The sequence below is a fragment of the Aeromonas sp. SrichE-2G genome, assembly GCF_017939565.1.
Lineage (GTDB): Bacteria > Pseudomonadota > Gammaproteobacteria > Enterobacterales > Aeromonadaceae > Aeromonas > Aeromonas taiwanensis.
The window spans coordinates 317,193-339,424 of record NZ_JAGKRG010000006.1 but is presented as its reverse complement, the minus strand read 5'-3'; the positions used below and the strand labels follow the sequence as shown (position 1 = coordinate 339,424).

Sequence of the window (22,232 nt, the reverse complement as noted above, 5' to 3'; positions counted from 1 at the left end):
TCCTCGCCTTACCAATCCCGCCAACTGCCGGGCACCATCTTTGTGGTCTGAAAACTGGCGCCCTGCTGAACACCGTCAAGCACGGATTGATCGTATTTGACATTGAAAGTACCGCTGGTGATATCGATAGGGGCATTGGCAATCAGGGAGCCATTCACCGTTGCCGTACCATTCGCTTTCACCCGTGGAGAGTTACTCGGATCATCAGAATGCGCGAAGATGATGCCATTGAATACCAAACCGCCATTCATAGTCAGATCACCATCCCGGACAATCAGAACCACGGGAGCAGCCGCACTTCCGATCAGGCTCGCAGTGAAGTCGCAATCGACACCGACATCGACAATAAAAATCCCGGTCGATGCAGCCCCAAGAGAGCTGCAATTGGGGATAGAGATCGCCCCGTTATCGAACATGTTGGCCCAACCTTCATCGGTATCCGGCTCTCCAAACAGGTACCAGAGCAGATCATCTGGGAAGGCGGGATCATTTGCCTTGATATCTGCTCCTATATCGTTCGTATCGCTTAGATTGGTGCTGCAACTGCCTCCGCTATAGTCCCCCTGATGGCAGGTCTGCCAGGAACCACTGCCCCCGACAGCCTGATCAGACCAAACCGACAACGGCACACCTGGCCCACCACCGTTGGGATTCGAGACCACGGTAAAGTTCCCCCCGATAGAGGTCCCCCCGGCAACCATCAGCGGCACCGCCTTTGCAGCGGAGAGTAGATGATAGCCTGCCACCTGAACCCGCACGGTGGCGGTTCCCAGATTGCTGGGCAAAGTGGCGGTGGATACCAACTCTACCGGCGTCACATCAAGAGTATTGGGGGGGGATCCGACCGTGATCGGCGTTGTGTTGGTCGCAGTAAGCAGATATGTGCCTTGCGCCGAGCTGACCGTCAAGCCGCCGCTGGGAATGGCAATACCGGCATCCTGCCGGCTCAGACCATCGGCAATGCCCAGCTCAGCCAGCGCCAGGGCCTGCCGATATTGCACCTCGTTGACGCTAACCTTGCGGTCGGCCACCATCAGCTTCCCCACAAGCAGGGAAATGCCAACAAGGATAAGGATCAGCAGCAGGGTGACTGTAAAGGTAGTGAAACCGGCGTGACGTTTCATGGCATCAAAACCCGTCGTTGCGCAGCTTGATATCCCGCTGCAAAGTGAGCGTCAGGGCCGGGGATTTAATATCGTTGCCCGTGATAGTAAGTCTGATGCTTCTGACCCCTGTGGAAACGGAACCGGAGAGCATGCTAAAACTCAGCGCACTGACCGCAATCGTGTCATCGGAGCTGAGCTTGCTGCCTGCCGAACAACTGGCTGTGTCTCCTTGATCTAGCCTCACTGCCTTGTCGGCACTGCTGTAGTTATAAAACCGAGTCTCACCGGCCGCAGAGGTGTTGTCCAACACACCATCCGCATTGTCGTCGTATTTCACCTTGATGCAGCCGCTCACCAGATCTGTGGCCGGATCGAAATAGAATGGGGAGGTCGCACCAGAAACCAATGTATGTGCAGCTGCACTGGCGTCATAACCTGCACGCTGGATATCACGGGCCATCATGTCCGTAATCGATTGAAGTTCCTGATTGAGGCGACTGACCTGCATGGCAGTCTTGTTGGCCTTGAGTATGCTAGCAAAGAGCGCCGAAGCGGCGGCGACCAGTAGCAAACCCGCCACCATGGCCACCATCAGCTCTACCAGATTGAAGCCCCGGTTGTGTCTCAAGAGCATGAGGGAACGCCTCCCACTTTGCTGCCTGTAGGCGCACAGGTAGATACTCGCCCCACATTGTTGGAGACAACCCGCAGGTTATAGGTATCAGAGCTCAGCTCAATATTACCCGCAGCTAACGTCCCCCTGCGTGGTGAAAAGGTGAGTTTGCCCCCGGTATAGCTGGCGGTCAGGGTGAGACCCGGATATTCACTGGCATCGCCACCTTTTCTCCCTTCCACGCTGGAGCAACTGTCGGCGCAGCTGTTACAGGTACCCGCCCCATCTACCGCCACCCGATAGCACCAGCCGCTCAGTCCGCTGTTGAAAATGATGAGGGTGAGATTGCTGTTACGTTTGACCGCCTCGGACTTGAGCAGCATGACATCGGTGTAGATGGCCTGGGTGGCGGCCCTGACCATCTGTTCCTGGCGCAGCGAACGATAGCTGGGGAGCGCGACAGCGACCAGGATCGCTACCAATGTCAAGGCGAGTATCAGCTCTATCAGGGTAAAGCCGGACACCGGCCTGATCCGCATTTCCATGTTTGCCCAGACTCCTGTCTATAGCCCGTTCTTGGGCTGGCGAGTACTATCCTATGATAGTCTCAACTCACTTATGGAACCATGCCGATGCCACTACGCTTCGCAAGAGGAATAACGCTGATTGAATTGATGGTTGTGGTCGCCATCGTGGCCATCATTGCCGCCATTGCCTATCCCTCTTTCCAGAATGGATTGTTACACTCCCGACGCGCCGATGCATTCAAGACTCTGATGACCATGCAACTCAAACAGGAGGAGTATCGGATCACCAGCAGCGCTTACAGCACGAACCTAGCGGATCTTGGTAACCCCAGCAGCAACTATTACGGTTTTTCCGTGGTTGCAGCCTCGACCAGTGCCGCCACCTACAAGCTGCAAGCTCAGGCCAGCGGAGCTCAGAGCAATGATACCGGTTGTACCCTGCTCACCATCACCAAGGCCGATGTGAAGGAGCCTGCCGACTGCTGGAAGTGAGCCTGCATAACTATCAGCACCCAGTTGAAGATACCTGAGAGGAATACCTCTCATGCATAGGTCATGGATAGGGAAAACACAGGAATAAGAAGAAAGTGAAGCCTGTGCCAATCATGGCCCTTTCCCCGGAAGCGCCTTTGGCCTCGATGCTGGAGTTGCTCGCTCTGCCTACAAAAATGCCGGCGCTGGGCCGGCATTTTCATCAGAGGATACGAAGTTCGGGGGGGACTTCGAATACCACGTTTTCCTCGCGGCCCGGATGCTCAGTCACTATCTTGCCTCCCAGCTCGCGCAGACGGGCGATAACGTTCTGCACCAGCACATCGGGGGCAGAGGCACCCGCAGTGACCCCGATACGATCGACACCGTCCAGCCACTGAGGGTCAATCATGGACGCATCGTCGATGAGGTAGGCCTGGGTCCCCACCTTCTCGGCCAGCTCCCGCAGGCGGTTGGAGTTGGAGGAGTTGCGCGATCCGACCACCAGCATGGCATCCACCAGCCCTGCCATCTCCCGCACCGCATCCTGGCGGTTCTGGGTGGCATAGCAGATGTCATCCTTGCGCGGCCCCTGGATCTTGGGGAAGTGCGCCCGCAGCGCATCGATCACGTCCGAGGTCTCGTCCACGCTGAGGGTGGTCTGGGTCACGAAGCAGAGGTCATCCGGGTTCTTCACCTGGAGCTTGGCCACGTCTTCTGGCGTCTCCACCAGATACATACCCCCCTCGCGATTCTCGTACTGCCCCATGGTGCCGATCACCTCGGGGTGACCGGCGTGGCCGATAAGCACGGCTTCGGAGCCCTTGCGACTGGCGCGATGGACCTCCATGTGCACCTTGGTCACCAAGGGGCAGGTGGCATCGAACACCTTGAGAGCACGGGACTTGGCCATCTCGCGCACCGCCTTGGAGACGCCGTGGGCGGAGAAGATGACGATGCTGTCGTCCGGCACCTCATCCAGCTCCTCGACGAAGACGGCGCCCGCCTCCTTGAGCTTGTTCACCACGTAGCGGTTGTGCACCACTTCATGACGGACATAGATGGGGGCACCGAACTTCTCCAGTGCGCTCTCGACGATGCTGATGGCGCGGTCGACACCGGCGCAGAAGCCACGGGGATTTGCGAGCAGGATATCCATCAGTTCACTTTCTCCTCGTCGTCAACCCCCAGGATCTCCACCTCGAAGGTGACGGTGTGGCCGGCCAGGGGGTGGTTGAAATCGACCGTCACCGACATCCCTTCCACCGCCCGGATGATGCCCGGCAGCTCGCTGCCGTTGGGCTGGTCGAACAGGATGATGGTACCGACCTTGGGCTCCACCTCGGCGCCGAACTTGGCGCGGTCCAGATGGTAGATGTTGTCGGGGTTGGAGAGGCCGAACGCCTGTTCCGGTGCCAGGGTAAAACTCTTGCTCTCCCCCTCGCGCAGCCCCAGCAGACACTGCTCGAAGCTCGAAGTCAGACTGCCATCCCCCATCCGCAGACGGGCCGGCTTGCCGTGCAGCGCAGTGCTGTCGGCCACCGAGCCATCTTCCAGCTTGATGGAGAAGTGGAACTGTACGCTGCTGTCTGCTGCTATCTGCCGACTCATGAGGTCACTTCCTTCTTCTTCTCGCTGCGAAAACCGTCCAGCACTATCATGGCAGCACCGATGAAGATGAAGCTGTCCGCCAGGTTGAATGCCGGCCAGTGGGCACGTCCCCAGTAGAAATCGAGGAAGTCGACAACGTGGCCCAGCACCAGCCGATCAAACACGTTGCCAAGGGCGCCGCCGATAATGAGCGAGTAGGCGATGCCGCTCCAGCGCTGGGTGACGGATTGCTTGCGCAACCAGTGGATCAGCAGGCCGCAGATGGCAAACGCCAGCACGGCGAAGAACCAGCGCTGCCAGCCCCCCTGATCGGCCAGGAAGCTGAAGGCTGCCCCCTTGTTGTAGACGTGGACCAGGTTGAAGAAGGGGGTGATCTCCACCCCCGGGTAGCCAAACGGCAGCAACTTGACCACGGCGAGCTTGCTCGCCTGGTCCAGTACGAAGGCCAGTACCGCCAGCCACAGCCAACGCAGGCCGGTTTTGTTGTTCATCTCGTTTTGAGTCATGTTCATCAGGCAAATTGACGAGTTTCGCCGTCACCCTCGACGTTGGTGACACAGCGGCCACAGATCTCTTCGTGGCCTGCGATGGTACCCACGTCTTCCACATGGTGCCAGCAGCGGTCGCACTTGGCAGCGACAGACTGGGTCACGCTCAGCCACAGGTCATCGCGCTCGGTCGCTACTGCGTCTGCCGGAGCGGCATCGACGCTGACCACCTTGGCCTTGGAGGTGAGCAGCACGAAGCGCAGCTCATCGGCCAGGGAGTTCAGGCGTGCAGCCAGCTCAGGCTTGGCGAACAGGGTCAGTTCGGCTTGCAGGGAGCCACCGATGCGCTTCTCGCCACGGGCCACTTCCAGCGCCTTGTTCACTTCACCGCGCACGGTGAGGATCTCGGCCCAGAACTCGTCGTTCAGCACTTCACCCGCTTCCAGCCCGAACAGGCCGTCGTACCACTCCTCGGTGAACACAAACTCGCCTCGCTCGCCCGGCAGCAGGGCCCAGATCTCGTCGGCAGTGAAGCTCATGATGGGCGCCATCCAGCGTACCATGGCCTCGGCGATGTGATAGAGGGCGGTCTGGCAGGAGCGACGGGCCAGGCTGTCAGCCTTGGCGGTGTACTGACGATCCTTGATGACGTCCAGATAGAAGGAGCCCATCTCGATGGAGCAGAACTGCATCAGCTTCTGGGTCACACCGTGGAAGTTGTACTCGTCGAACGCCGCCACGATCTCGGCCTGTACCGCCTTGGCACGGCCCACGGCCCAGCGATCCACCACCACCATGTCGGCTGGTGCCACCATGTCGGTCGCCGGATTGAAGCCGTTCAGGTTGGCCAGCAGGAAGCGGGCGGTGTTGCGGATACGGCGATAAGCGTCGGCGGAGCGCTTGAGGATCTCGTCGGAGACGGTCATCTCGCCGGTGTAGTCGGTGCTGGCGACCCACAGACGCAGGATGTCGGCACCCAGCTTGTTCATCACGTCCTGCGGGCTCACCACGTTGCCGATGGACTTGGACATCTTGCGACCCTGGCCATCCACGGTGAAGCCGTGAGTCAGCACCTGGTTGTAGGGGGCCTTGTCCTTCATCGCCACGCCGATCATCAGGGACGACATGAACCAGCCGCGGTGCTGGTCAGAGCCTTCCAGATACATGTCGGCCGGCTTGCCGTTGAACTCGGGACGGGCGTCGACCACGGAGGCGTGGGTAGAGCCGGAGTCAAACCAGACGTCCAGGGTATCGGGCACTTTCTCGTAGTTGTCGGCGTCCGCGCCCAACAGCTCGGCCTTGTCCAGATCCCACCAGGCCTGGATGCCGGACTGCTCGACCCGCTTGGCCACCTCTTCCATCAGGCGCACGGAATCCGGGTGCAGCGCCTGGGTATCCTTGTGGACAAACAGGGAGATGGGCACACCCCAGGTACGCTGACGGGAGATACACCAGTCAGGACGGTTCTCGACCATTGCCTGGATGCGGTTCTTGCCCCAGGCCGGCACCCAGCCGCTCTGGCCGTGCTGGGCAATGCCCTCTTTCTCGATACGCTCGATCTCTTCCAGGGCGCGCTGCCGAAGACCCTTCTGCTCCATGCTGATGAACCACTGGGGGGTGGCACGGAAGATGATCGGGGTCTTGTGACGCCAGCAGTGCGGGTAGGAGTGGTTGAACACCTTGTGGTGCAGCAGGGCGCCACGCTCGGTCAGCACTTCGACCACGGCCGCATTGGCCTTGAACACGTGCTGGCCGGCAAACAGTTCGGTATCCGGCAGGTAGACGCCGTTGCTGCCAACCGGGTTGGCCACTTCCAGACCGTACTTCTGACCGACCACGAAGTCTTCCTGACCGTGGCCAGGGGCGGTGTGCACCGCGCCGGTACCGGCGTCCAGGGTCACATGATCACCCAGCACCACAGGCACGTCGAAGCTGTAGAAGGGGTGGTTGAAGCGCAGCAGCTCGAGCGCCGCGCCCTTGGCGTAGCCCAGGTTGTGGAAGTGCTCGATGCCGGCACGATCCATCACATCCTTCACCAGCTCGGCGGCCAGGATCAGACGCTCGGGGTTATCCCCTTCCACCTGCACCAGCGCATAGTCAAGATCGGCGTGCATGGCGATGGCGCGGTTGGCCGGCAGGGTCCAGGGGGTGGTGGTCCAGATCACGGCAGAGAGGGGGCCCTTGCCGGTGTGGCCTTCGGCGCAGTCAAACTTGGCTGCAACGGCAGCCTCGTCGACGGCCTTGAAGCGCACGTCGATGGAGGGGGAGTTCTTGTCGTAGTACTCCACTTCCGCTTCAGCCAGCGCGGAGCCGCAATCGGTACACCAGTGCACCGGCTTGGAGCCTTTGTGCAGGTGGCCGTTTTCAACGATCTTGGCCATGGAGCGGATGATGTTGGCTTCGGTGCCAAAATCCATGGTCAGGTAGGGGTGTTCCCAGTCACCCAGCACGCCCAGACGGATGAAGTCGGTCTTCTGCGCTTCGATCTGGGTCTTGGCGTATTTGCGGCACTCGGCGCGGAATTCGGCGGCGGAAACCTTCTCACCCGGCTTGCCGACCATGCCCTCCACTTTCAGCTCGATGGGCAGACCGTGGCAGTCCCAGCCCGGCACATAGGGAGAGTCGAAGCCGGAGAGGCCCTTGGACTTGATGATGATGTCTTTGAGGATCTTGTTGACCGAGTGACCGATGTGAATGCTGCCGTTCGCATAGGGGGGGCCATCGTGCAGAATGAAAGAAGGCTTGCCCACTTTGGCGCGGCGAATGGCGCCGTAAAGATCCTGATCGTACCAACGTTTCAGCATGTTGGGTTCGCGCTTGGCCAGATCGCCGCGCATCGGAAACTCGGTTTCCGGCAGATTCAGGGTATGTTTATAGTCGCTCATCAGTCCTGGGTTCCCTTCTTTTCTAAAAGAGTGCTGGGTAAATGAAATTGTGGCAGCCCGAACCAGGCTCGGGCCGCCAGGGCATCTCGTTCGATCTGCTCTTTCAAGGCGGTGAAAGAGTCAAATTTCTGCTCTTCGCGCAGCTTGTGGCGAAGCAGCACCTTGACCTGCTGACCGTATAGATCACCAGAAAAATCAAATAAATGTACTTCCAATCTGGCTTGTGTACCGCTCAAGGTCGGCCGTACACCCACATTGGCGACACCGGGGAAGATCTTGCCGGAACATACCACTTCCACCGCGAACACGCCACCGACCGGGATCACCTGGCGCTTGAGGGCCAGGTTGGCGGTGGGAAAACCTATGGTGCGCCCCAGCTTGTCACCGTGGGCCACCCGACCGCTGATCGCATAGGGGCGGCCGAGCATCAGCTCCACCTCCGCCATGCGGCCCGCCTTGAGGGCCTCGCGCACTAGCGTACTGCTGACCCGCTGGCGGGAAAGCTGGAAGCTCTGGGTGCTGATCACCTCGAAGCCGAAGCGCCGTCCCGCCTCTTCCAGCAGGTGGAAGTCCCCTTCCCGCCCCTTGCCAAAGCGAAAATCGTCGCCCACCACCAGATAGTGCACGCCGAGTTTCTCCACCAGCAGTTGCTCGATGAAGGTACTGGCCGCCTGCTCGGCAAAGCGGTGAGTGAAGCGCACGCAGAGCATGCGATCGATCTGCATGGCCTTGAGGGCTTCGTATTTCTCTCGCCAGCGGCTGAGGCGGGCGGGTGCCGCAGCACCGGCAAACAGCTCCAGCGGCTGGGGTTCGAACAGCATGACACAGGCTGGCAAGCCCAGCTGGGCCGCTTTTTCCTGCAAGCGGGCCAACACCGCATGGTGCCCCTGATGAACCCCATCGAAGTTGCCTATGGTCAATACACAGCCTCGGTGACGGGCCTTGATATTGTGAATGCCGCGAATAAGCTCCATCAGTGCCTTGTGCGTTGCTGCCATGGAAATCGGCGGATTATATATCAGGCAGCAGGCAGGGTCAGCCCTGCATTACCCCGATTTCAGCCATCCCGCCCGGTTCCCGGGATCAGCCTGGGCCATCTCGCCTCGCAGTGGATCAACCCGGCGGCCCGCCAGGTCACGCTGACAGCCCCATGTCCCCTGCTCTGCCACCCGGACTTGCCGCAAGCCCGTTATTGCTGATCGGCTCTCAGGTGTCGTGGCCGTATGCCCAGCGCCACCAGCACAATCCCGTACACAGCCCCGCCGAGGCAGAGCAGCAGGGTCAGCTCAAGACTGGCTTTGCCCATGCTCCAGGCGCCCCACTGGGCGAGATCCGGTGACAGGTAGGCGAGCAGCCCTCCCATCAGCACAGTGGCAACCAGCAGTTTGAGGCAGAACACCCCGGTGTTGCGGGAGGGGCGGTAGACATTCTGTTGATAGAGTCCCTTGAACAGCAAGGCGGCGTTCAGGGTGCCAGAACAGGCGGTAGCGAGCGCCAGCCCCACGTAACCGAGCGGGTAAATGAAGATGAGGTTGCAGACCATGTTGGCCACCATGGCCATGATGCCTATCCGCACCGGGGTCTTGGTGTCCTGGCGGGCATAGTAGCCCGGCGCCAGCACCTTGATGAGCATCAGGGAGAGCAACCCTGTGGTGGAGGCCAGCAAGCTGGCGCTGGACATGCTCACCTCGTGCAGGCCGAACTCGCCGCGCATGAAAAGCACCCGCAGGATGGGCTCACGCAGTACGGCGATGCCCACCATGGCGGGCATGCCGAGCAGCATCACCATACGCATACCCCAGTCCATGGTACGGGAGAAATCTGCCGGATCCGCATCCACATGCTTGCGGGCCAGGGCTGGCAGGATGACGGTGCTGATGGCCACCGCGAACAGGCCGAGGGGAAACTCCAGCAGGCGATCAGAGTAATACAGATAGCTGATGGCGCCAGTGGCCAGGAAGGAGGCCAGCATGGTGTTGATAAGCAGATTGATCTGGCTGACCGAGACACCAAACAGGGCCGGGATCATCAGGGTACGGATCTTCACCACCCCGGGGTGATGCCAACCCCACTTGGGCCAGACCAGCATGTTGAGTTGGCGCAGGAAAGGATACTGGAACAGGAACTGCACCAGGCCACCGAGGAAGACGCCGATAGCAAGCGACAGTTCGGGACGGTCCAGCAAGGGGGCAATCCACCAAGCGGCCCCTATCATGGTGATGTTGAGAAATACCGGCGTGAACGACGAGACAGCGAAACGGCCGAAGGTGTTGAGGATAGCCCCCGCCATGGCGGTAAAGGTGATGAACCAGAGATAGGGGAAAGTGATCTTGAGCATCAGGCTCGCCAGCTCGAACTTCTCGGCCGCGGGCCCGCCGTGCAGCCAGTCCCAGAACCAGCCCCACCCGAAGACGGCGGTCAGCACCCCTGACCCCAGCACCCCCAGCAGGGTCACTATGGTGACGATGCCACCGAGCGTCCCCGCCACTGCGGCCAGCAGCTCACGCAGCGCCTGCTCGTCACCGTTTTTCTTGTACTCCGTCATCACGGGCACGAACGCCTGGTTGAACGCCCCTTCTGCAAACAGGCGGCGCAAGAAGTTGGGAATGCGATTGGCGAAGAAGAAGACGTCTGCGGCCACCCCGGCACCGAGCAGATTGGCGATGACCACATCGCGCACCAAGCCCATCACACGGGATGCCAGCGTCATTCCGGACACTATCATGCCGGATTTGATCAATTTCTTACTCAAGACGAGGCCTCTGGAACTGTCGGAAAGAAAAGAATGCTGTTAGAATCGGCCGACAGTTTAACCGTCTCCCATCTGACACACCACCGGGGGGCGGTGTTTATTTGCACAAATCATTTGACAATATGTGGTTGGGAAGGCATATTTCCGGGCCTTTTCAATACACTCGCTAAGACAGTTTTAGGAGTTTTACCTTGGCTAACATCAAATCTGCTAAGAAGCGTGCTCTTCAGTCAGAGAAACGTCGTCAGCACAACGCCAGCCGTCGTTCCATGACCCGTACCTACCTGAAGAAAGTGATCGCTGCCATCGCCTCTGGCGACAAGGCTGCTGCCACTGCCGCTTTCGCTGTTGCTCAGCCGATCATGGATCGTATGGCGACCAAAGGCCTGATCCACAAGAACAAAGCTGCTCGTCACAAGAGCCGCCTGTCTGCCCAGATCAAAGCCATGGCTTAATCAGCATCCGCTGATGAAAGCTGAAAAAACCGGCCTTAGTGCCGGTTTTTTATTTGGTGTCGCTGCAGTACAGTCTGTGCAACAACCCTATCATCTCCCGTACCTCAACGCTGCGCAGGGAATAGTAGACCGTCTGGGCCTCTTTTCTTGTCGCAACCAGCTCATCCCGGCGCAATACCGCCAGGTGTTGTGATAGAGCCGATTGACTCAACCCAAGCACTTCGTTCAACTCGCCGACCGACAGCTCCCGCTCCAGCAACTGACACAGAATGAACAGTCGCCGCTCATTGGCCAACGCCTTGAGCAGGGCAACCGCACGTCCGGCATTCGCCTCCATCTCTTCCAACTGCATCTCTTACCTCTTCCTGCGAGGCGGGGATCATAGCCCCGGCCTCGACGATTTAAAATGACAGGCTTGCCGGCTGAATGGTGGCGAAGTCCTCCTGTCCGGCAAACAGGAAGGAGAAGTCACTCTCGCACACCCGTTTTACCGCCGGGTGCTGGATCATTCGCTCGGCGAAGATGACATAGTACTCCTCCATCAAATCCTGGGTCTCCCCCAACAGCATCACCTCTTCCCCCTCCAGGATCTCCTCCCGGTAGATGGTCGGCGCCATGAAGATGCCCTGGTTGAAGAAGCCGAACGCCTTCATCAGCGCCGCATCGTCGAACTCTCCCAGAATGCTGGGGGAGATGCCCTGCTGCTCGAACCACTGGGTCAACTGACGCCCCATGGCTGTGCGCCGTCCGGGAATGAGCAGTTTGCGTTCCTCCAGGCAGGCCGGGAATGGCAACGATGGCAGGGGAGCCTTGCAGAAGAAGCTGACGCCACAGCCCCCCAGCCGCTTGGAGAGCAGACCGGCATGTTGGCTGGAGTCCACCGGACAGTCGGAGAGGATCATGTCCAGCTTGTGTTCGCTGAGCTGCTCCAGCAAGAGTTCGTGGGTCGATTCAAAGCAGCGCAGGTGGATGGATCCATCATTCGGGATGACGGAGAGCAGTACCCGGCTGGCCAGACGCTTGGAGAGGGCATCGGCAATGCCGACATCGAACAGGACCTGGCTCTCCTTGCGATAGTTGACGATATCCAGCATCTCGTAGGAGAGGCTGAACATCTTGTCGGCATAGCGAAACACCAGCTGGCCAAGTTCGGTGGCTTCGAGGGAACGACCTTTCCTGATCAGCAACTTGCCGCCGAGGCGCTGCTCGAGCAGCTTGATCTGACCGGTGACGGTCTGCGGGGTCAAAAAGAGGGCTTCCGCCGCTTGCGTGACGGAGCCCTTCTTCTGAGTCATCCAAAAATAGTAGAGATGGTTGTAGTTAAGGTGTGACATCCGATGGGGTTCCCGCGCCAGGCGGGCTCCGGTAGCAGCTGAGTTCAACCGCCAGAATGTCATACATGTCGCTGATCGAGTCAACCTTGTTCGCGCCGAACTGCTGTTGCAGATGCGCCTTGAGACGGGCCGCATCCGGCATCCGCTCGTTGCAGTAGCGCTTGTTGGACTGCTTGACCCGCTCGCCGGCACGGCTGCTCAGGGCCCGTTCGGCAAAGGTCTCGCCGAACCTGGCCTTGGCCTGCTGATCTCCCAGCATCAGGGCGCTGTCGACCACCCCGTTGAGGTAGGCCGAGCAATTGGCCGATGCCGCATCCTGCTGGCAATCGGCCAGGCTATTCGCCCAGATTGCAGGGCTCGCCAGCAGAACTAACCATCCGAGTCTTTTCATAACCCCTCCGTGCTTTGATTAGCCTCCCCCCTCGGCAGCGATATCCGCAGGGCGATGTAACCAGCCACGGCCGCCAGGGTGGAACCCGCCAGGATCCCGAGGCGGGAATAGCTGCCGTAATCCACTCCGCCATGCTCGAACGCCAGCGATGCGATGAACATCGACATGGTGAAGCCGATGCCACACAGGATGCTGACGGCAAAGATCTGTTTGAAGTTCACTCCCTTCGGCAGCTGGGCAACCCCGAGCTTCACGGCCAGCCAGCTGATGGTGAAGATCCCGAGCGGCTTGCCGACGAACAGCCCCAGAATGATGCCCATGGGCAGCGGGCTGAGCAGGGCTGACAGAGAGATCCCCTCAAGCGACACCCCTGCGTTGGCAAAGGCGAACAGCGGCAGGATGAGGAAGGCGCTCCAGGGGTGCAGCACATGCTCCAGATGCTTGAGCGGCGACGCATAACGCTTGCCGTTGAGCGGGATCATGAAGCCCACGATGACGCCAGCCAGGGTCGCATGGACACCGGACTTGAGCACGGCCACCCAGAGCACCAGCCCTACCAGCATGTAGAGGCCGATCCTGTCTTCACCGCGACGGTTCATCCACAGCAGGGTCAACGTGGCCGCTACCCCTATTGCCAGTGCGCTCAGCGACAGCTGCTGGGTGTAGAACAGGGCGATGATGACGATGACACCCAGGTCATCCATGATGGCCAGCGCCAGCAGGAATACCTTGAGACTGGTCGGTACCCGCTTGCCCAGCAACGCCATCACTCCGAGGGCGAAGGCGATGTCGGTCGCGGCCGGGATGGCCCAACCAGCCCGGGTCGCCTCGTCTCCGTAGTTGAAGAAGCTGTAGATGAGCGCGGGGGCCAGCATGCCCCCCACGGCGGCAATGGCCGGGAAGGTGGCCTGCACCCGGGATGAGAGCGCCCCTTCCAGCATCTCCCGTTTGACTTCAAGCCCGACTAGCAGGAAGAAGATCGCCATGAAGCCGTCGTTGATCCAGAGCAGCAGCGGCTTGTTGATGTCGAGCGCCGCGATGCGAACCTGCACCTCGGTGTTGAGGAAGCTCTGATAGTGCTGCGCCAGGGCGGAGTTGGCCAGACCGATGGCCACGAGGGCGGCCAGGATCAGAATTATTCCGGAAGCCGACTCCAGTTTGAGAAATCTCTTGAACACGTCACTCATAAGCTAACTACCCATAAAATTGCATTTTTGCAGTCTAGAGTCCGAGGTAGTTAATGAAAAATCGTTTCTAACAGCCAATAACAACGAAAAAACCGAAGGCAAAAAGTTGCATGCCTGCTATAAGCACTGGATATCCTGCCTTTTCAGCAGACACTCTCATTCTCTTTTTTGAATATAAATTCATTTCAGACATAAAAAAGGCGCCCGCAGGCGCCTTTAAAACGTGAGTGTCGAGTTGTCGTCATACAGAGCCTCACGGGAGATATCTCCCCCACACCGTATGCGAGATCAGATGGCGACGGGCGCCTTGATCCCCGGGTGGGGATCATAGCCCTGGATTTCGAAATCTTCGAACTGGTAGTCGAAGATGGAGTCAGGCTTGCGCTTGATCACCAGTCGCGGCAGCGGTCGTGGCTCGCGAGAAAGCTGCAGCGCCGTCTGCTCCATGTGGTTGGAGTAGAGGTGTACGTCACCACCGGTCCAGACGAAGTCACCCACTTCGAGATCGCACTGCTGGGCCATCATGTGGGTCAGCAGGGCGTAGCTCGCGATGTTAAACGGCAGGCCGAGGAATACGTCGCAACTGCGCTGGTAGAGCTGGCAGGAGAGCTTGCCGTCCGCCACATAGAACTGGAAGAAGGCGTGACAGGGGGCAAGCGCCATCTTGTCCAGCTCACCCACGTTCCAGGCGGAGACGATGATGCGGCGAGAATCCGGATTGTGCTTGATGTCGTCCACCGCCTTCTGGATCTGGTCGATGACAGCCCCGTCGGCGGTCGGCCAGGAGCGCCACTGGGCGCCGTAGACCGGGCCCAGATCGCCGTTCTCGTCGGCCCACTCGTCCCAGATGCTGACGCCGTTCTCTTTGAGGTAGGCGATGTTGGTATCGCCGTCGAGGAACCAGAGCAGCTCGTGAATGATGGAGCGCAGGTGACACTTCTTGGTGGTCACCAGCGGAAATCCTTCTGCCAGATTGAAGCGCATCTGATGACCAAAGAGGGAAACGGTCCCGGTCCCGGTGCGATCGGATTTGACTGTCCCCTCGTCCAGGATCTTCTGCATCAGGTCGAGATAGGCACGCATTACTTGGCCTCCTTGGTGGCATTGCCGAACAGGCGCGGCTGCTTGTAGGCGGCCCAGATCATGAGTGTCCCGGCCACTATCATCGGGGTGGAGAGGATCTGGCCCATGCTGATCTCGTTGAAATAGAGGCCCAGCTGGCTGTCAGGCTGACGAACAAACTCCACCAGGAAGCGGAACAGGCCGTAGAACAGCAGGAACATACCGGAGATGGCACCGCGGGGCGGGTGCTTGCGCCAGAACAGGTTCAGAATGATGAAGAGCACCACCCCTTCCAGGGCAAACTGGTAGAGCTGGGAGGGGTGACGCGGCTCTGGGCCCGCCTCCGGGAAGATGATGGCCCAGGGCACATCGGTGACCCGGCCCCACAGCTCGCCGTTCATGAAGTTGCCGATACGGCCGACGCCAAGCCCAAACGGAATGAGTGGTGCCACGAAGTCAGCCACAGTGAAGAAGTGGCGCTGGGTCTTGTGGGCGAACCAGATCATGGCGGTGATGACCCCGATCAGGCCACCGTGGAACGACATGCCCCCGGTCCAGATCTTGAACAGGTAGGTCGGGTCGGCGAGGAAGAGATCGAAGTTATAGAACAGCACGTAGCCGATACGGCCACCCAGGATCACCCCGAGGAAGCCATAGAACAGCAGATCCGACACCTCGTTGCGGGTCCAGCCGCTGTTCGGCGCATCTGCGCGGCGCCCCGCAAGCCACATGGCGAAGGCGAAGCCAAACAGGTACATGAGACCATACCAGCGTACCGATAGTGGTCCCAAACTGAATGCTACGGGATCAATCTGCGAGAAAACCCAATATCCGTCGTGCTGCATAAGCGGCCCCAATCATAAGAAAAGCCGCATTCTCCGATCATTCTTACGCAGTAACAAGACGGAATATCAATCTGGCAACTTCACCTTGTGGCCCGCCCGCAGCAAGCCCCCCAGTCCGTGCTCTTCCAGATAACGGGCGAACAGGCCGCGCAGCACGTGGGGATTGTCGTGCTTGAGGCCATCAGCCAGCAGCGCCTTCAACTCGTCGAGGTGGGACTGTCGCAGCACGTACTTGATGCGAGAGATGTTGTGGGTGTTCATGCTGAAGCGGCGATAGCCCATGGCCAGCAGCAGCAGTACGCCCACCGGATCGCCGGCCAGTTCGCCGCACACGGACACCGGCTTGTGATAGTGCCGGGAGGTGTCGACCAGGAGTTGCAAGGCACGGATAACGGCGGGATGGAAGGCGTCATAGATGCTGGCGACCCGGGCATTGTTGCGATCCACCGCCAGCAGATACTGGGTCAGGTCGTTGCTGCCCACCGACCAGAAGTCGATGAGGGGCGCCATCTCAGGCAGGATATAGAGCGCTGAGGGCACTTCTATCATCACCCCGAGGCTGGGGTAGCGGATCACGGCATCGCGGCTGGCTGCCTCCTCCGACACCTCGCGCCAGGCCTGATCCAGCAGGCGACGGGAGGCCTTGATCTCACTGACGCTGCTGATCATCGGCAGCATGATGGCCAGGTTGTCCAGCCCTTCGCTGGCCCGCAACATGGCCTTGAGCTGCACCAGGAAAAGCTCGGGGTGATCCAGGGTGAGCCGGATCCCCCGCCAGCCAAGGAAGGGATTTTCCTCCACGATGGGGAAATAGGGCAGCTGCTTGTCCCCCCCCACGTCCAGGGTACGCATGCAGACCGGGCGATCCCGATAGGTCTCCAGGATCCCGCGATAACGGGCGGTCTGCTCCCACTCCGACGGGAAGCTGTCCTGCAGCATGAAGGGGATCTCGGTACGATAGAGCCCGACCCCGTCCGCCAGATGATTGAGGGAGATCTCGGTATCGGCGCTGAGCCCGGCGTTGAGCAGCAGGGAGACAGGGGTACCGTCGGCGGTTTCGGAGGGCAGGCTGTCGACGCTGCGCACCAGGGTATCCAGGGCCCGTTCCTCGCTCAGCAGCTGCCGGTACTCGGTCAGGATCACCTGGTTGGGTTCGATGAAGAGATCGCCGCTGTAGCCATCGATGACCAGGGTGCGCCCACCGATATCGCCGAGGGGCAGATCCACCCCCATGATGGCCGCCACCCCCATGGCACGGGCCAGGATGGCGGCATGGGAGTTGGTGCCCCCCTTGAGCGACACCACGCCGCTCAAAAATTCCCGCGGGATCTCGGCGAGTATGGTGGCGGTCACCTCGTCGGCGACCAGCACCACGGGCTCGCCGATGGTGAGCTGCTCGGGCTCGTCCTGCACCAGGCGGCTGATGAGCCGCTGGGCGATGTCTTTCACATCAGTGGAACGCTCCCTCAGGTAGGGATCCTTCATCCCCTTGAACTGCTCGATCAAGCGATCGCTGACGAGCTTGACCGCGGAGATCGCGGTCCAGTGCTCCTTGCTGACCTTGTTGCGGATAGGCTTGATATAGCCGGGATCATTCAGCAGGTGCAGATAGATGTCGAAGATAGCGACCGAGTCCTGGCTGTAACTCTCGCGAAAGCGCAGGGCCAGGCTCTCAAGATCGTGGCGCACCTCCTCCACCGCCAGCTCGAGACGGGCCAGCTGCTTGGCATGATCCTCGTCCTTGCGCGGGGTGATGGTGTTGAGCGCCTTGCGCGGACGCCACACCCAGGCCTTGGCAATGGCGATGCCGCTCGCCCCGGCGATGCCGCGCAGCGGCTTGCTCCAGTCCGTCTTCTGCAACCACCCCTTGGCCTGGGCATGGGCGATACGGGCAGCGAGCTGCGCCGCCAGCGTGACCATGAAGGACTCTTCCCCCTCATCGAAGAAGCGGCTCTCCTTCTGCTGTACCACCAGAATGCCCACCACCTGGCGCTGGTGCATGATGGGTGCACCGAGGAAGGAGCGGAACGCCTCCTCGGCCACATCGGGCAGGAACTTGAAACTGGGATGTGCGGGCGCATCGGCCAGGTTGATCAGCTCTTCACGCTGACCCACCAGACCGACGATGCCCTGCTCGAATGGCAGGGTGGCCTTGCCCACGGCCGACTCGGCAAGACCATCGGTGGCCGCCAGCCGGTAGCGACGCATCTCGGGCTCGGCGACATAGACGGAGCAGCAGTCCACCGTCATGGCGAGCCTGGTCTGGCTTACCAATGCTTGCAGGGCCTGTTCGAGGGTATTGGCCTCGGCCATGCTCTCCACGATGCGTCTGAGTTCCGTCAGCAACTAGTCATGCTCCTTAGCGCGAGCGGTTGCGCCGCCCATCCTTTCGATTAGCCTGCACCACGGGGACTGGCATCGCCAGCGGGGCAAACTCCTTCATCACCCGGCGGTAGACTTCCCGCTTGAAGGAAACGACCTGGCGAACCGGGTACCAGAAGCTGACCCAACGCCAATCATCAAATTCCGGGTGACCATGACAGCCAAACTGGATCCTGGACTCTTTGCCGGGATCGAGCTGCAACAAAAACCATTTCTGCTTCTGGCCAATACAGACCGGTGAACTGTCCCAACGGACAAGACGCTTGGGTAAACGATACTTCAGCCAGTTGCGACTGGTCGCCAGTATGGTCACATCGTCCGGCTTGAGGCCTATCTCCTCATACAGCTCACGATACATGGCCTGTTCCGGCGATTCACCATCATCAACCCCCCCCTGCGGAAACTGCCAGGAGTGCTGCCCATAGCGCTTAGCCCACAATACTTGTCCGTCACGGTTACAGATCACGATGCCGACATTGGGACGAAATCCGTCACCATCTATCACGTGATCACCTTATAAAGGCTGAATCTATAAAGGGATTGTTCCACATTCACTCCGTGGCGGCAAACAGGGACTGTCATCTTCCATTCATGAATAACTTGCTATTTCAAGCAAAGTTATAAACAAACCAGAAGCACAAGCCGGGCAAGTTGCCCACCCAGACTGTGCATAAACCTGTGATCAAGCAGGTATATACAGTAGTTTGATACTGTGCCCTCTCACGGAGTCATATCATAACCGATTCATCAGATAACAGAATATGCATTTAAATACATAAACTTAGACTTTGATTACTGGATCTGGATCCATGCGTTTCGCCCCCAAGGATCCTCCATGTCAATTGTGAACAAGTTCGACTGCTCAAAGATCCATCAAGGCTGATTTATCCACAGATATGGCGCACTATCTGCACCGAAATGGCGAGAAAAATTGGCGTGCTCTCACATTTATTTCTGATGACGAGCTCCGTATCACCACTTTCTCCCAGTTATCCAAGATTTCTGTGGATAAGTATGTGAAACAGCCGACCCAAACCCTTGGACAACTCATTCAGGCGGAGATCTTCCCCTTTACCAGGCTGGAGAAAAAAGACAAATTCCTTTAAAATCATTGCTATATGCATAAATCAACGATCTCCCCCCCTCTGTGCATAGCTGGACAGGGATCGGTTACAAAATCGACGATTCTTGGCAAGGATCCACCTTGCCAGGGCCGTTCTCACTCACAGGAGCCCTCATGCCCGCCAATCCCCAGTCAGAACAGGAGCTGCTGGCCCGCGCCTACGCCATGGCGGGCCTCACCCTGGCCCAGCTCGCCGCGACGGCAGGGATCCCGGTTCCGCAGGATCTCAGGCGTGACAAGGGCTGGACGGGGCAGCTGATCGAGTGGCAGCTGGGAGCCAGCGCAGGCAGCCGGCCCGAGCAGGACTTCCCGGAACTCGGTATCGAGCTCAAAACGATCCCTGTCGATCCTCAAGGGCGACCGCTCGAGACCACCTTTGTCTGTGTGGCCCCCCTCATCGGGGTCAGCGGCCAGCGCTGGGAGGAGTCGAACGTGCGCAACAAGCTGTCACGGGTCCTCTGGATCCCGGTGGAGGGGAGCCGCGAGATCCCGGTCGGCGAGCGCCGCGTCGGCATGCCCCTGCTGTGGAGTCCGAGCGAGGAGGAAGAACAGCTGCTGCGCCAGGACTGGGAAGAGCTGATGGACATGATAGTGCTGGGGGAAGTGGAGCAGATCAGTGCCCGCCACGGCCAAGTCATGCAGCTTCGCCCCAAGGCGGCCAACAGCAAGGCCCTGACCCGGGCCATCGGCCGCAACGGCCAGCCGATCCAGACGCTGCCCCGTGGCTTCTATCTGAAGATCGACTTCACCTACCAGCTGCTGCAGCGCCATTTTGCCCTCCCCGGTTGATCTTGCTTATCAACATCCTTGTCATAAGGTGGTATAAAAATAACCAGCGCTACTTTCTTCGCAGCCAGTGACAAGGAGTCAATATGCCGATCAACAAGCAATTTCTGAAATCGCGTCCCGAGGTCAAGGTGACCTTCGCCGTGGAAAAGGAGGCCGCAGGCGAGGCCGAACAGGTACTGCTGCTGGGTGAATTCAGCCAGTGGCAGCCCATAGAACTGAAAAGAATGAAGAGCGGGGAGTTCAAGGCGACACTCAACCTGCCCACCGATGGTCCCAGCCATTTCGAATACTGCTATCAGCTGGTGCAACCAAACGGGGAGACCCTCTACGACAACGATTGGGAAGCGGATGACTATGTGCCCGGCCCCTTCGGACGGGACAACTCTGTGGTACGGGTCAGCCAGCCCGGCTGAGCTCGCCGCTTGCAGACTCTGGAAACAAAAAAGGCTCGCCATTGGCGAGCCTTTTCACTACCTGTCGAGCTTTTCGCCGACATATCGACACCAATTCGAATCGAATTAGTTGAGCTTCTCTTTGATACGAGCAGCTTTACCGGACAGGTTGCGCAGGTAGTACAGTTTGGCGCGGCGAACATCACCACGACGCTTCAGTTCTACACTGTGGATCAGCGGAGAGTGAGTCTGGAATACACGCTCAACACCTTCGCCGTTGGAGATCTTGCGAACGGTGAAAGCAGAGTGCAGACCGCGGTTACGCTTGGCAATCACGATGCCTTCGAAAGCCTGCAGACGCTCTTTACCACCTTCTTTAACACGAACTTGAACACGTACGGTGTCGCCCTGGGCAAAAGCCGGGATGTCGGTACGCAGTTGCTCTTGTTCAAGCTGCTGAATAATCTTGCTCATTGTCTTTCCTTACCTAGGATAAACTGAAAACTCTACTAAACGTTGTCACGCAGTTCGCGGACATACTCGGCAAGAAGTGATTCTTGCTCGTCAGTCAGAGCTAGGTTGTTAATAAGTTCCGGCCTTCTTTGCCAGGTTCGTCCGAGCGATTGCTTGAGTCGCCAGCGCCGAATCACTTCGTGATTGCCGCTTGTCAGCGCCTCGGGCACTGTCAGCCCATCCAACACCTCCGGCCGAGTATAGTGGGGATGATCCAGCAGGCCATCCGTGAAGGAGTCCTGCTCGGCACTGGCCTGATCACCCAAAACCCCCGGGACCAGACGCGAAACCGCATCGATCAGGGTCATGGCAGGCAGTTCGCCACCACTTAACACGTAATCCCCGATAGACCACTCTTCGTCGACTTCGGTTTGTATCACGCGTTCATCGATACCTTCGTATCGACCGGCTACCAGAATCAGTTTCTGATTCGTCGCCAACTCGGTTACGCCCGCTTGAGTCAGCTTGCGTCCCTGAGGAGAGAGATAGATGACTTTCGCCCCGTCTCCCGCCGCTTGCTTGGCTGCATGAATGGCATCACGCAGCGGCTGAACCATCATCAGCATGCCGGGCCCACCACCATAAGGACGATCATCGACCGTACGGTGCTTATCGTGGGTAAAGTCCCGGGGGTTCCAGCACTCAATCTGCAACAGGCCACTCTTGACGGCCCGACCCGTTACCCCGTGCTCGGTAATGGCTCGGAACATTTCAGGGAAGAGGCTAATGACCCCAATCCACATAAGAAACCTCCGGCACCCGTATTAGCGCGGGAAACTAGAAACCAGGATCCCAATCAACTTCGATTGTTCGAGCAGTCAGATCAATGTTCTTGATCACCTGCTCTTCCAGGAACGGAATCAACCGCTCCTTTGCACCAAAGGCATCTTTTACATTGGCCTCAACCACCAACACATCGTTGGAGCCGGTTTCCATCAATTCGGTCACCTTGCCCAGGTCGTATCCCTTGGTGGTTACCACGGTGCAACCAATCAGGTCACGCCAGTAGAACTCCCCTTCGGGCAACGCAGGCAACAGATCGGCGGGGACGCCAATCTCGACGTTGGTCAATGCCAGGGCTTCCTCGCGCACGTCGATACCATCGAGTTTGCAGATCAGACCCTTGTTGTGACGCTTCCAGGACGAAACCCGAATCTCACGCCACGCCCCGTTCTGATTGATCAGCCAGGGGTTGTAATCGAAAATCGCTTCGGCAACATCGGTGAAGGAGTTCACTTTAAGCCAGCCCTTGATCCCGTAAACGGTCCCCAGGGTGCCCAGAACTACAGGTTTTTCCACCTTAACT

The 22,232-nt window shown here is 59.1% G+C and carries 24 protein-coding genes; 4 read left to right on the top strand and 20 right to left on the bottom strand.

Annotation, left to right across the window (positions count from 1 at the left end):
- Positions 1-8: 8 nt before the first annotated feature.
- From J9885_RS11540 to J9885_RS11530, 3 genes are read right to left on the bottom strand one after another with little or no spacing between them, the layout of a single operon-like run.
- Positions 9-1,124: a PilX N-terminal domain-containing pilus assembly protein gene (locus tag J9885_RS11540; RefSeq protein ID WP_210549508.1), complete on the bottom strand. Its 1,116-nt coding sequence runs from the start codon at positions 1,122-1,124 to the stop codon at positions 9-11.
- A 4-nt stretch (positions 1,125-1,128) separates the two neighbouring features.
- Positions 1,129-1,740 carry a prepilin-type N-terminal cleavage/methylation domain-containing protein gene (locus tag J9885_RS11535; protein WP_210549507.1) on the bottom strand — a complete coding sequence of 204 codons (612 nt, stop codon included), beginning with the start codon at positions 1,738-1,740 and terminating at the stop codon, positions 1,129-1,131.
- Positions 1,731-2,264 (bottom strand): GspH/FimT family pseudopilin, encoded by a 534-nt coding sequence (locus J9885_RS11530; protein ID WP_210549506.1) that lies wholly within the window; start codon positions 2,262-2,264, stop codon positions 1,731-1,733. The genes J9885_RS11535 and J9885_RS11530 overlap by 10 nt, the downstream gene beginning before the upstream one ends.
- Positions 2,265-2,351: 87 nt before the next feature.
- Between J9885_RS11530 and J9885_RS11525 the strand changes: the two genes are divergently transcribed.
- Positions 2,352-2,738, top strand: a complete 387-nt coding sequence (locus J9885_RS11525) for a type IV pilin protein (protein ID WP_210549505.1) — start codon at positions 2,352-2,354, stop codon at positions 2,736-2,738.
- Positions 2,739-2,940: 202 nt separating this feature from the next.
- Here J9885_RS11525 and ispH read toward each other — a convergent pair whose 3' ends face one another.
- The 6 genes from ispH to murJ form a co-directional block, all read right to left on the bottom strand.
- Positions 2,941-3,876, bottom strand: coding sequence for a 4-hydroxy-3-methylbut-2-enyl diphosphate reductase (gene ispH / locus J9885_RS11520; RefSeq protein ID WP_210549504.1), 936 nt, complete (start codon positions 3,874-3,876; stop codon positions 2,941-2,943).
- Positions 3,876-4,328: an FKBP-type peptidyl-prolyl cis-trans isomerase gene (gene fkpB, locus J9885_RS11515; protein WP_210549503.1), complete on the bottom strand. Its 453-nt coding sequence runs from the start codon at positions 4,326-4,328 to the stop codon at positions 3,876-3,878. Before fkpB ends, ispH begins: the two co-directional genes overlap by 1 nt.
- The gene (lspA, locus tag J9885_RS11510; protein ID WP_210549502.1) at positions 4,325-4,840 is read right to left on the bottom strand and encodes a signal peptidase II; all 516 of its coding nucleotides are present in this window, start codon (positions 4,838-4,840) and stop codon (positions 4,325-4,327) included. Before lspA ends, fkpB begins: the two co-directional genes overlap by 4 nt.
- A complete protein-coding gene (ileS, locus tag J9885_RS11505) occupies positions 4,840-7,701 on the bottom strand; it encodes an isoleucine--tRNA ligase (protein ID WP_210549501.1) in 2,862 nt (953 codons plus the stop codon). Before ileS ends, lspA begins: the two co-directional genes overlap by 1 nt.
- The gene (gene ribF, locus J9885_RS11500; RefSeq protein WP_210549546.1) at positions 7,701-8,675 is read right to left on the bottom strand and encodes a bifunctional riboflavin kinase/FAD synthetase; all 975 of its coding nucleotides are present in this window, start codon (positions 8,673-8,675) and stop codon (positions 7,701-7,703) included. The genes ileS and ribF overlap by 1 nt, the downstream gene beginning before the upstream one ends.
- Before the next feature lie 215 nt (positions 8,676-8,890).
- Entirely contained in the window at positions 8,891-10,453 is a 1,563-nt protein-coding gene (gene murJ / locus J9885_RS11495) for a murein biosynthesis integral membrane protein MurJ (protein WP_210549500.1), read from the bottom strand.
- A 191-nt stretch (positions 10,454-10,644) separates the two neighbouring features.
- Between murJ and rpsT the strand changes: the two genes are divergently transcribed.
- Entirely contained in the window at positions 10,645-10,908 is a 264-nt protein-coding gene (gene rpsT, locus J9885_RS11490) for a 30S ribosomal protein S20 (RefSeq protein ID WP_005308808.1), read from the top strand.
- A gap of 49 nt (positions 10,909-10,957) precedes the next feature.
- On the opposite strand, the gene J9885_RS11485 is transcribed toward rpsT, so the two are convergent.
- From J9885_RS11485 to rppH, 8 genes are all read right to left on the bottom strand, one after another.
- The gene (locus tag J9885_RS11485; protein ID WP_210549499.1) at positions 10,958-11,260 is read right to left on the bottom strand and encodes a metalloregulator ArsR/SmtB family transcription factor; all 303 of its coding nucleotides are present in this window, start codon (positions 11,258-11,260) and stop codon (positions 10,958-10,960) included.
- 49 nt (positions 11,261-11,309) lie between these two features.
- Positions 11,310-12,242 (bottom strand): transcriptional activator NhaR, encoded by a 933-nt coding sequence (gene nhaR, locus J9885_RS11480; RefSeq protein ID WP_043757675.1) that lies wholly within the window; start codon positions 12,240-12,242, stop codon positions 11,310-11,312.
- The gene (locus tag J9885_RS11475) at positions 12,229-12,633 is read right to left on the bottom strand and encodes a hypothetical protein (RefSeq protein WP_043757673.1); all 405 of its coding nucleotides are present in this window, start codon (positions 12,631-12,633) and stop codon (positions 12,229-12,231) included. Before J9885_RS11475 ends, nhaR begins: the two co-directional genes overlap by 14 nt.
- Positions 12,630-13,820, bottom strand: coding sequence for a Na+/H+ antiporter NhaA (nhaA, locus tag J9885_RS11470; RefSeq protein WP_043757670.1), 1,191 nt, complete (start codon positions 13,818-13,820; stop codon positions 12,630-12,632). Before nhaA ends, J9885_RS11475 begins: the two co-directional genes overlap by 4 nt.
- Before the next feature lie 288 nt (positions 13,821-14,108).
- On the bottom strand, positions 14,109-14,903 hold the full coding sequence (thyA, locus tag J9885_RS11465) for a thymidylate synthase (RefSeq protein WP_043757667.1): 795 nt from the start codon (positions 14,901-14,903) through the stop codon (positions 14,109-14,111).
- Positions 14,903-15,727 (bottom strand): prolipoprotein diacylglyceryl transferase, encoded by an 825-nt coding sequence (lgt, locus tag J9885_RS11460; RefSeq protein ID WP_210549498.1) that lies wholly within the window; start codon positions 15,725-15,727, stop codon positions 14,903-14,905. Before lgt ends, thyA begins: the two co-directional genes overlap by 1 nt.
- A gap of 66 nt (positions 15,728-15,793) precedes the next feature.
- The gene (ptsP, locus tag J9885_RS11455; RefSeq protein ID WP_210549497.1) at positions 15,794-18,073 is read right to left on the bottom strand and encodes a phosphoenolpyruvate--protein phosphotransferase; all 2,280 of its coding nucleotides are present in this window, start codon (positions 18,071-18,073) and stop codon (positions 15,794-15,796) included.
- A gap of 13 nt (positions 18,074-18,086) precedes the next feature.
- Positions 18,087-18,614 carry an RNA pyrophosphohydrolase gene (gene rppH / locus J9885_RS11450; RefSeq protein WP_082035008.1) on the bottom strand — a complete coding sequence of 176 codons (528 nt, stop codon included), beginning with the start codon at positions 18,612-18,614 and terminating at the stop codon, positions 18,087-18,089.
- Positions 18,615-19,346: 732 nt separating this feature from the next.
- On the opposite strand from rppH, the gene mutH reads away from it, so the two are divergent.
- Entirely contained in the window at positions 19,347-20,021 is a 675-nt protein-coding gene (gene mutH, locus J9885_RS11445) for a DNA mismatch repair endonuclease MutH (protein ID WP_210549496.1), read from the top strand.
- Between the two features lie 83 nt (positions 20,022-20,104).
- Positions 20,105-20,434, top strand: coding sequence for an isoamylase early set domain-containing protein (locus tag J9885_RS11440; protein WP_210549495.1), 330 nt, complete (start codon positions 20,105-20,107; stop codon positions 20,432-20,434).
- A gap of 105 nt (positions 20,435-20,539) precedes the next feature.
- On the opposite strand, the gene rplS is transcribed toward J9885_RS11440, so the two are convergent.
- From rplS to rimM, 3 genes are read right to left on the bottom strand one after another with little or no spacing between them, the layout of a single operon-like run.
- Positions 20,540-20,887: a 50S ribosomal protein L19 gene (gene rplS / locus J9885_RS11435; RefSeq protein WP_005313505.1), complete on the bottom strand. Its 348-nt coding sequence runs from the start codon at positions 20,885-20,887 to the stop codon at positions 20,540-20,542.
- Positions 20,888-20,922: 35 nt separating this feature from the next.
- The gene (trmD, locus tag J9885_RS11430) at positions 20,923-21,669 is read right to left on the bottom strand and encodes a tRNA (guanosine(37)-N1)-methyltransferase TrmD (RefSeq protein WP_043757649.1); all 747 of its coding nucleotides are present in this window, start codon (positions 21,667-21,669) and stop codon (positions 20,923-20,925) included.
- 34 nt (positions 21,670-21,703) lie between these two features.
- Positions 21,704-22,225 (bottom strand): ribosome maturation factor RimM, encoded by a 522-nt coding sequence (gene rimM, locus J9885_RS11425; protein WP_043757647.1) that lies wholly within the window; start codon positions 22,223-22,225, stop codon positions 21,704-21,706.
- Between the last annotated feature and the right edge of the window lie 7 nt (positions 22,226-22,232).

Excerpts from the sequence above, each read along its gene's own strand:
- J9885_RS11540 (WP_210549508.1), bottom strand. The coding sequence starts at position 1,124 with ATGAAACGTCACGCCGGTTTCACTACCTTTACAGTCACCCTGCTGCTG.
- J9885_RS11535 (WP_210549507.1), bottom strand. The coding sequence starts at position 1,740 with ATGCTCTTGAGACACAACCGGGGCTTCAATCTGGTAGAGCTGATGGTG.
- J9885_RS11530 (WP_210549506.1), bottom strand. The coding sequence starts at position 2,264 with ATGGAAATGCGGATCAGGCCGGTGTCCGGCTTTACCCTGATAGAGCTG.
- J9885_RS11525 (WP_210549505.1), top strand. The coding sequence starts at position 2,352 with ATGCCACTACGCTTCGCAAGAGGAATAACGCTGATTGAATTGATGGTT.
- ispH (WP_210549504.1), bottom strand. The coding sequence starts at position 3,876 with ATGGATATCCTGCTCGCAAATCCCCGTGGCTTCTGCGCCGGTGTCGAC.
- fkpB (WP_210549503.1), bottom strand. The coding sequence starts at position 4,328 with ATGAGTCGGCAGATAGCAGCAGACAGCAGCGTACAGTTCCACTTCTCC.
- lspA (WP_210549502.1), bottom strand. The coding sequence starts at position 4,840 with ATGAACATGACTCAAAACGAGATGAACAACAAAACCGGCCTGCGTTGG.
- ileS (WP_210549501.1), bottom strand. The coding sequence starts at position 7,701 with ATGAGCGACTATAAACATACCCTGAATCTGCCGGAAACCGAGTTTCCG.
- ribF (WP_210549546.1), bottom strand. The coding sequence starts at position 8,675 with ATGGAGCTTATTCGCGGCATTCACAATATCAAGGCCCGTCACCGAGGC.
- J9885_RS11485 (WP_210549499.1), bottom strand. The coding sequence starts at position 11,260 with ATGCAGTTGGAAGAGATGGAGGCGAATGCCGGACGTGCGGTTGCCCTG.
- nhaR (WP_043757675.1), bottom strand. The coding sequence starts at position 12,242 with ATGTCACACCTTAACTACAACCATCTCTACTATTTTTGGATGACTCAG.
- J9885_RS11475 (WP_043757673.1), bottom strand. The coding sequence starts at position 12,633 with ATGAAAAGACTCGGATGGTTAGTTCTGCTGGCGAGCCCTGCAATCTGG.
- nhaA (WP_043757670.1), bottom strand. The coding sequence starts at position 13,820 with ATGAGTGACGTGTTCAAGAGATTTCTCAAACTGGAGTCGGCTTCCGGA.
- thyA (WP_043757667.1), bottom strand. The coding sequence starts at position 14,903 with ATGCGTGCCTATCTCGACCTGATGCAGAAGATCCTGGACGAGGGGACA.
- lgt (WP_210549498.1), bottom strand. The coding sequence starts at position 15,727 with ATGCAGCACGACGGATATTGGGTTTTCTCGCAGATTGATCCCGTAGCA.
- mutH (WP_210549496.1), top strand. The coding sequence starts at position 19,347 with ATGCCCGCCAATCCCCAGTCAGAACAGGAGCTGCTGGCCCGCGCCTAC.
- J9885_RS11440 (WP_210549495.1), top strand. The coding sequence starts at position 20,105 with ATGCCGATCAACAAGCAATTTCTGAAATCGCGTCCCGAGGTCAAGGTG.
- rplS (WP_005313505.1), bottom strand. The coding sequence starts at position 20,887 with ATGAGCAAGATTATTCAGCAGCTTGAACAAGAGCAACTGCGTACCGAC.
- trmD (WP_043757649.1), bottom strand. The coding sequence starts at position 21,669 with ATGTGGATTGGGGTCATTAGCCTCTTCCCTGAAATGTTCCGAGCCATT.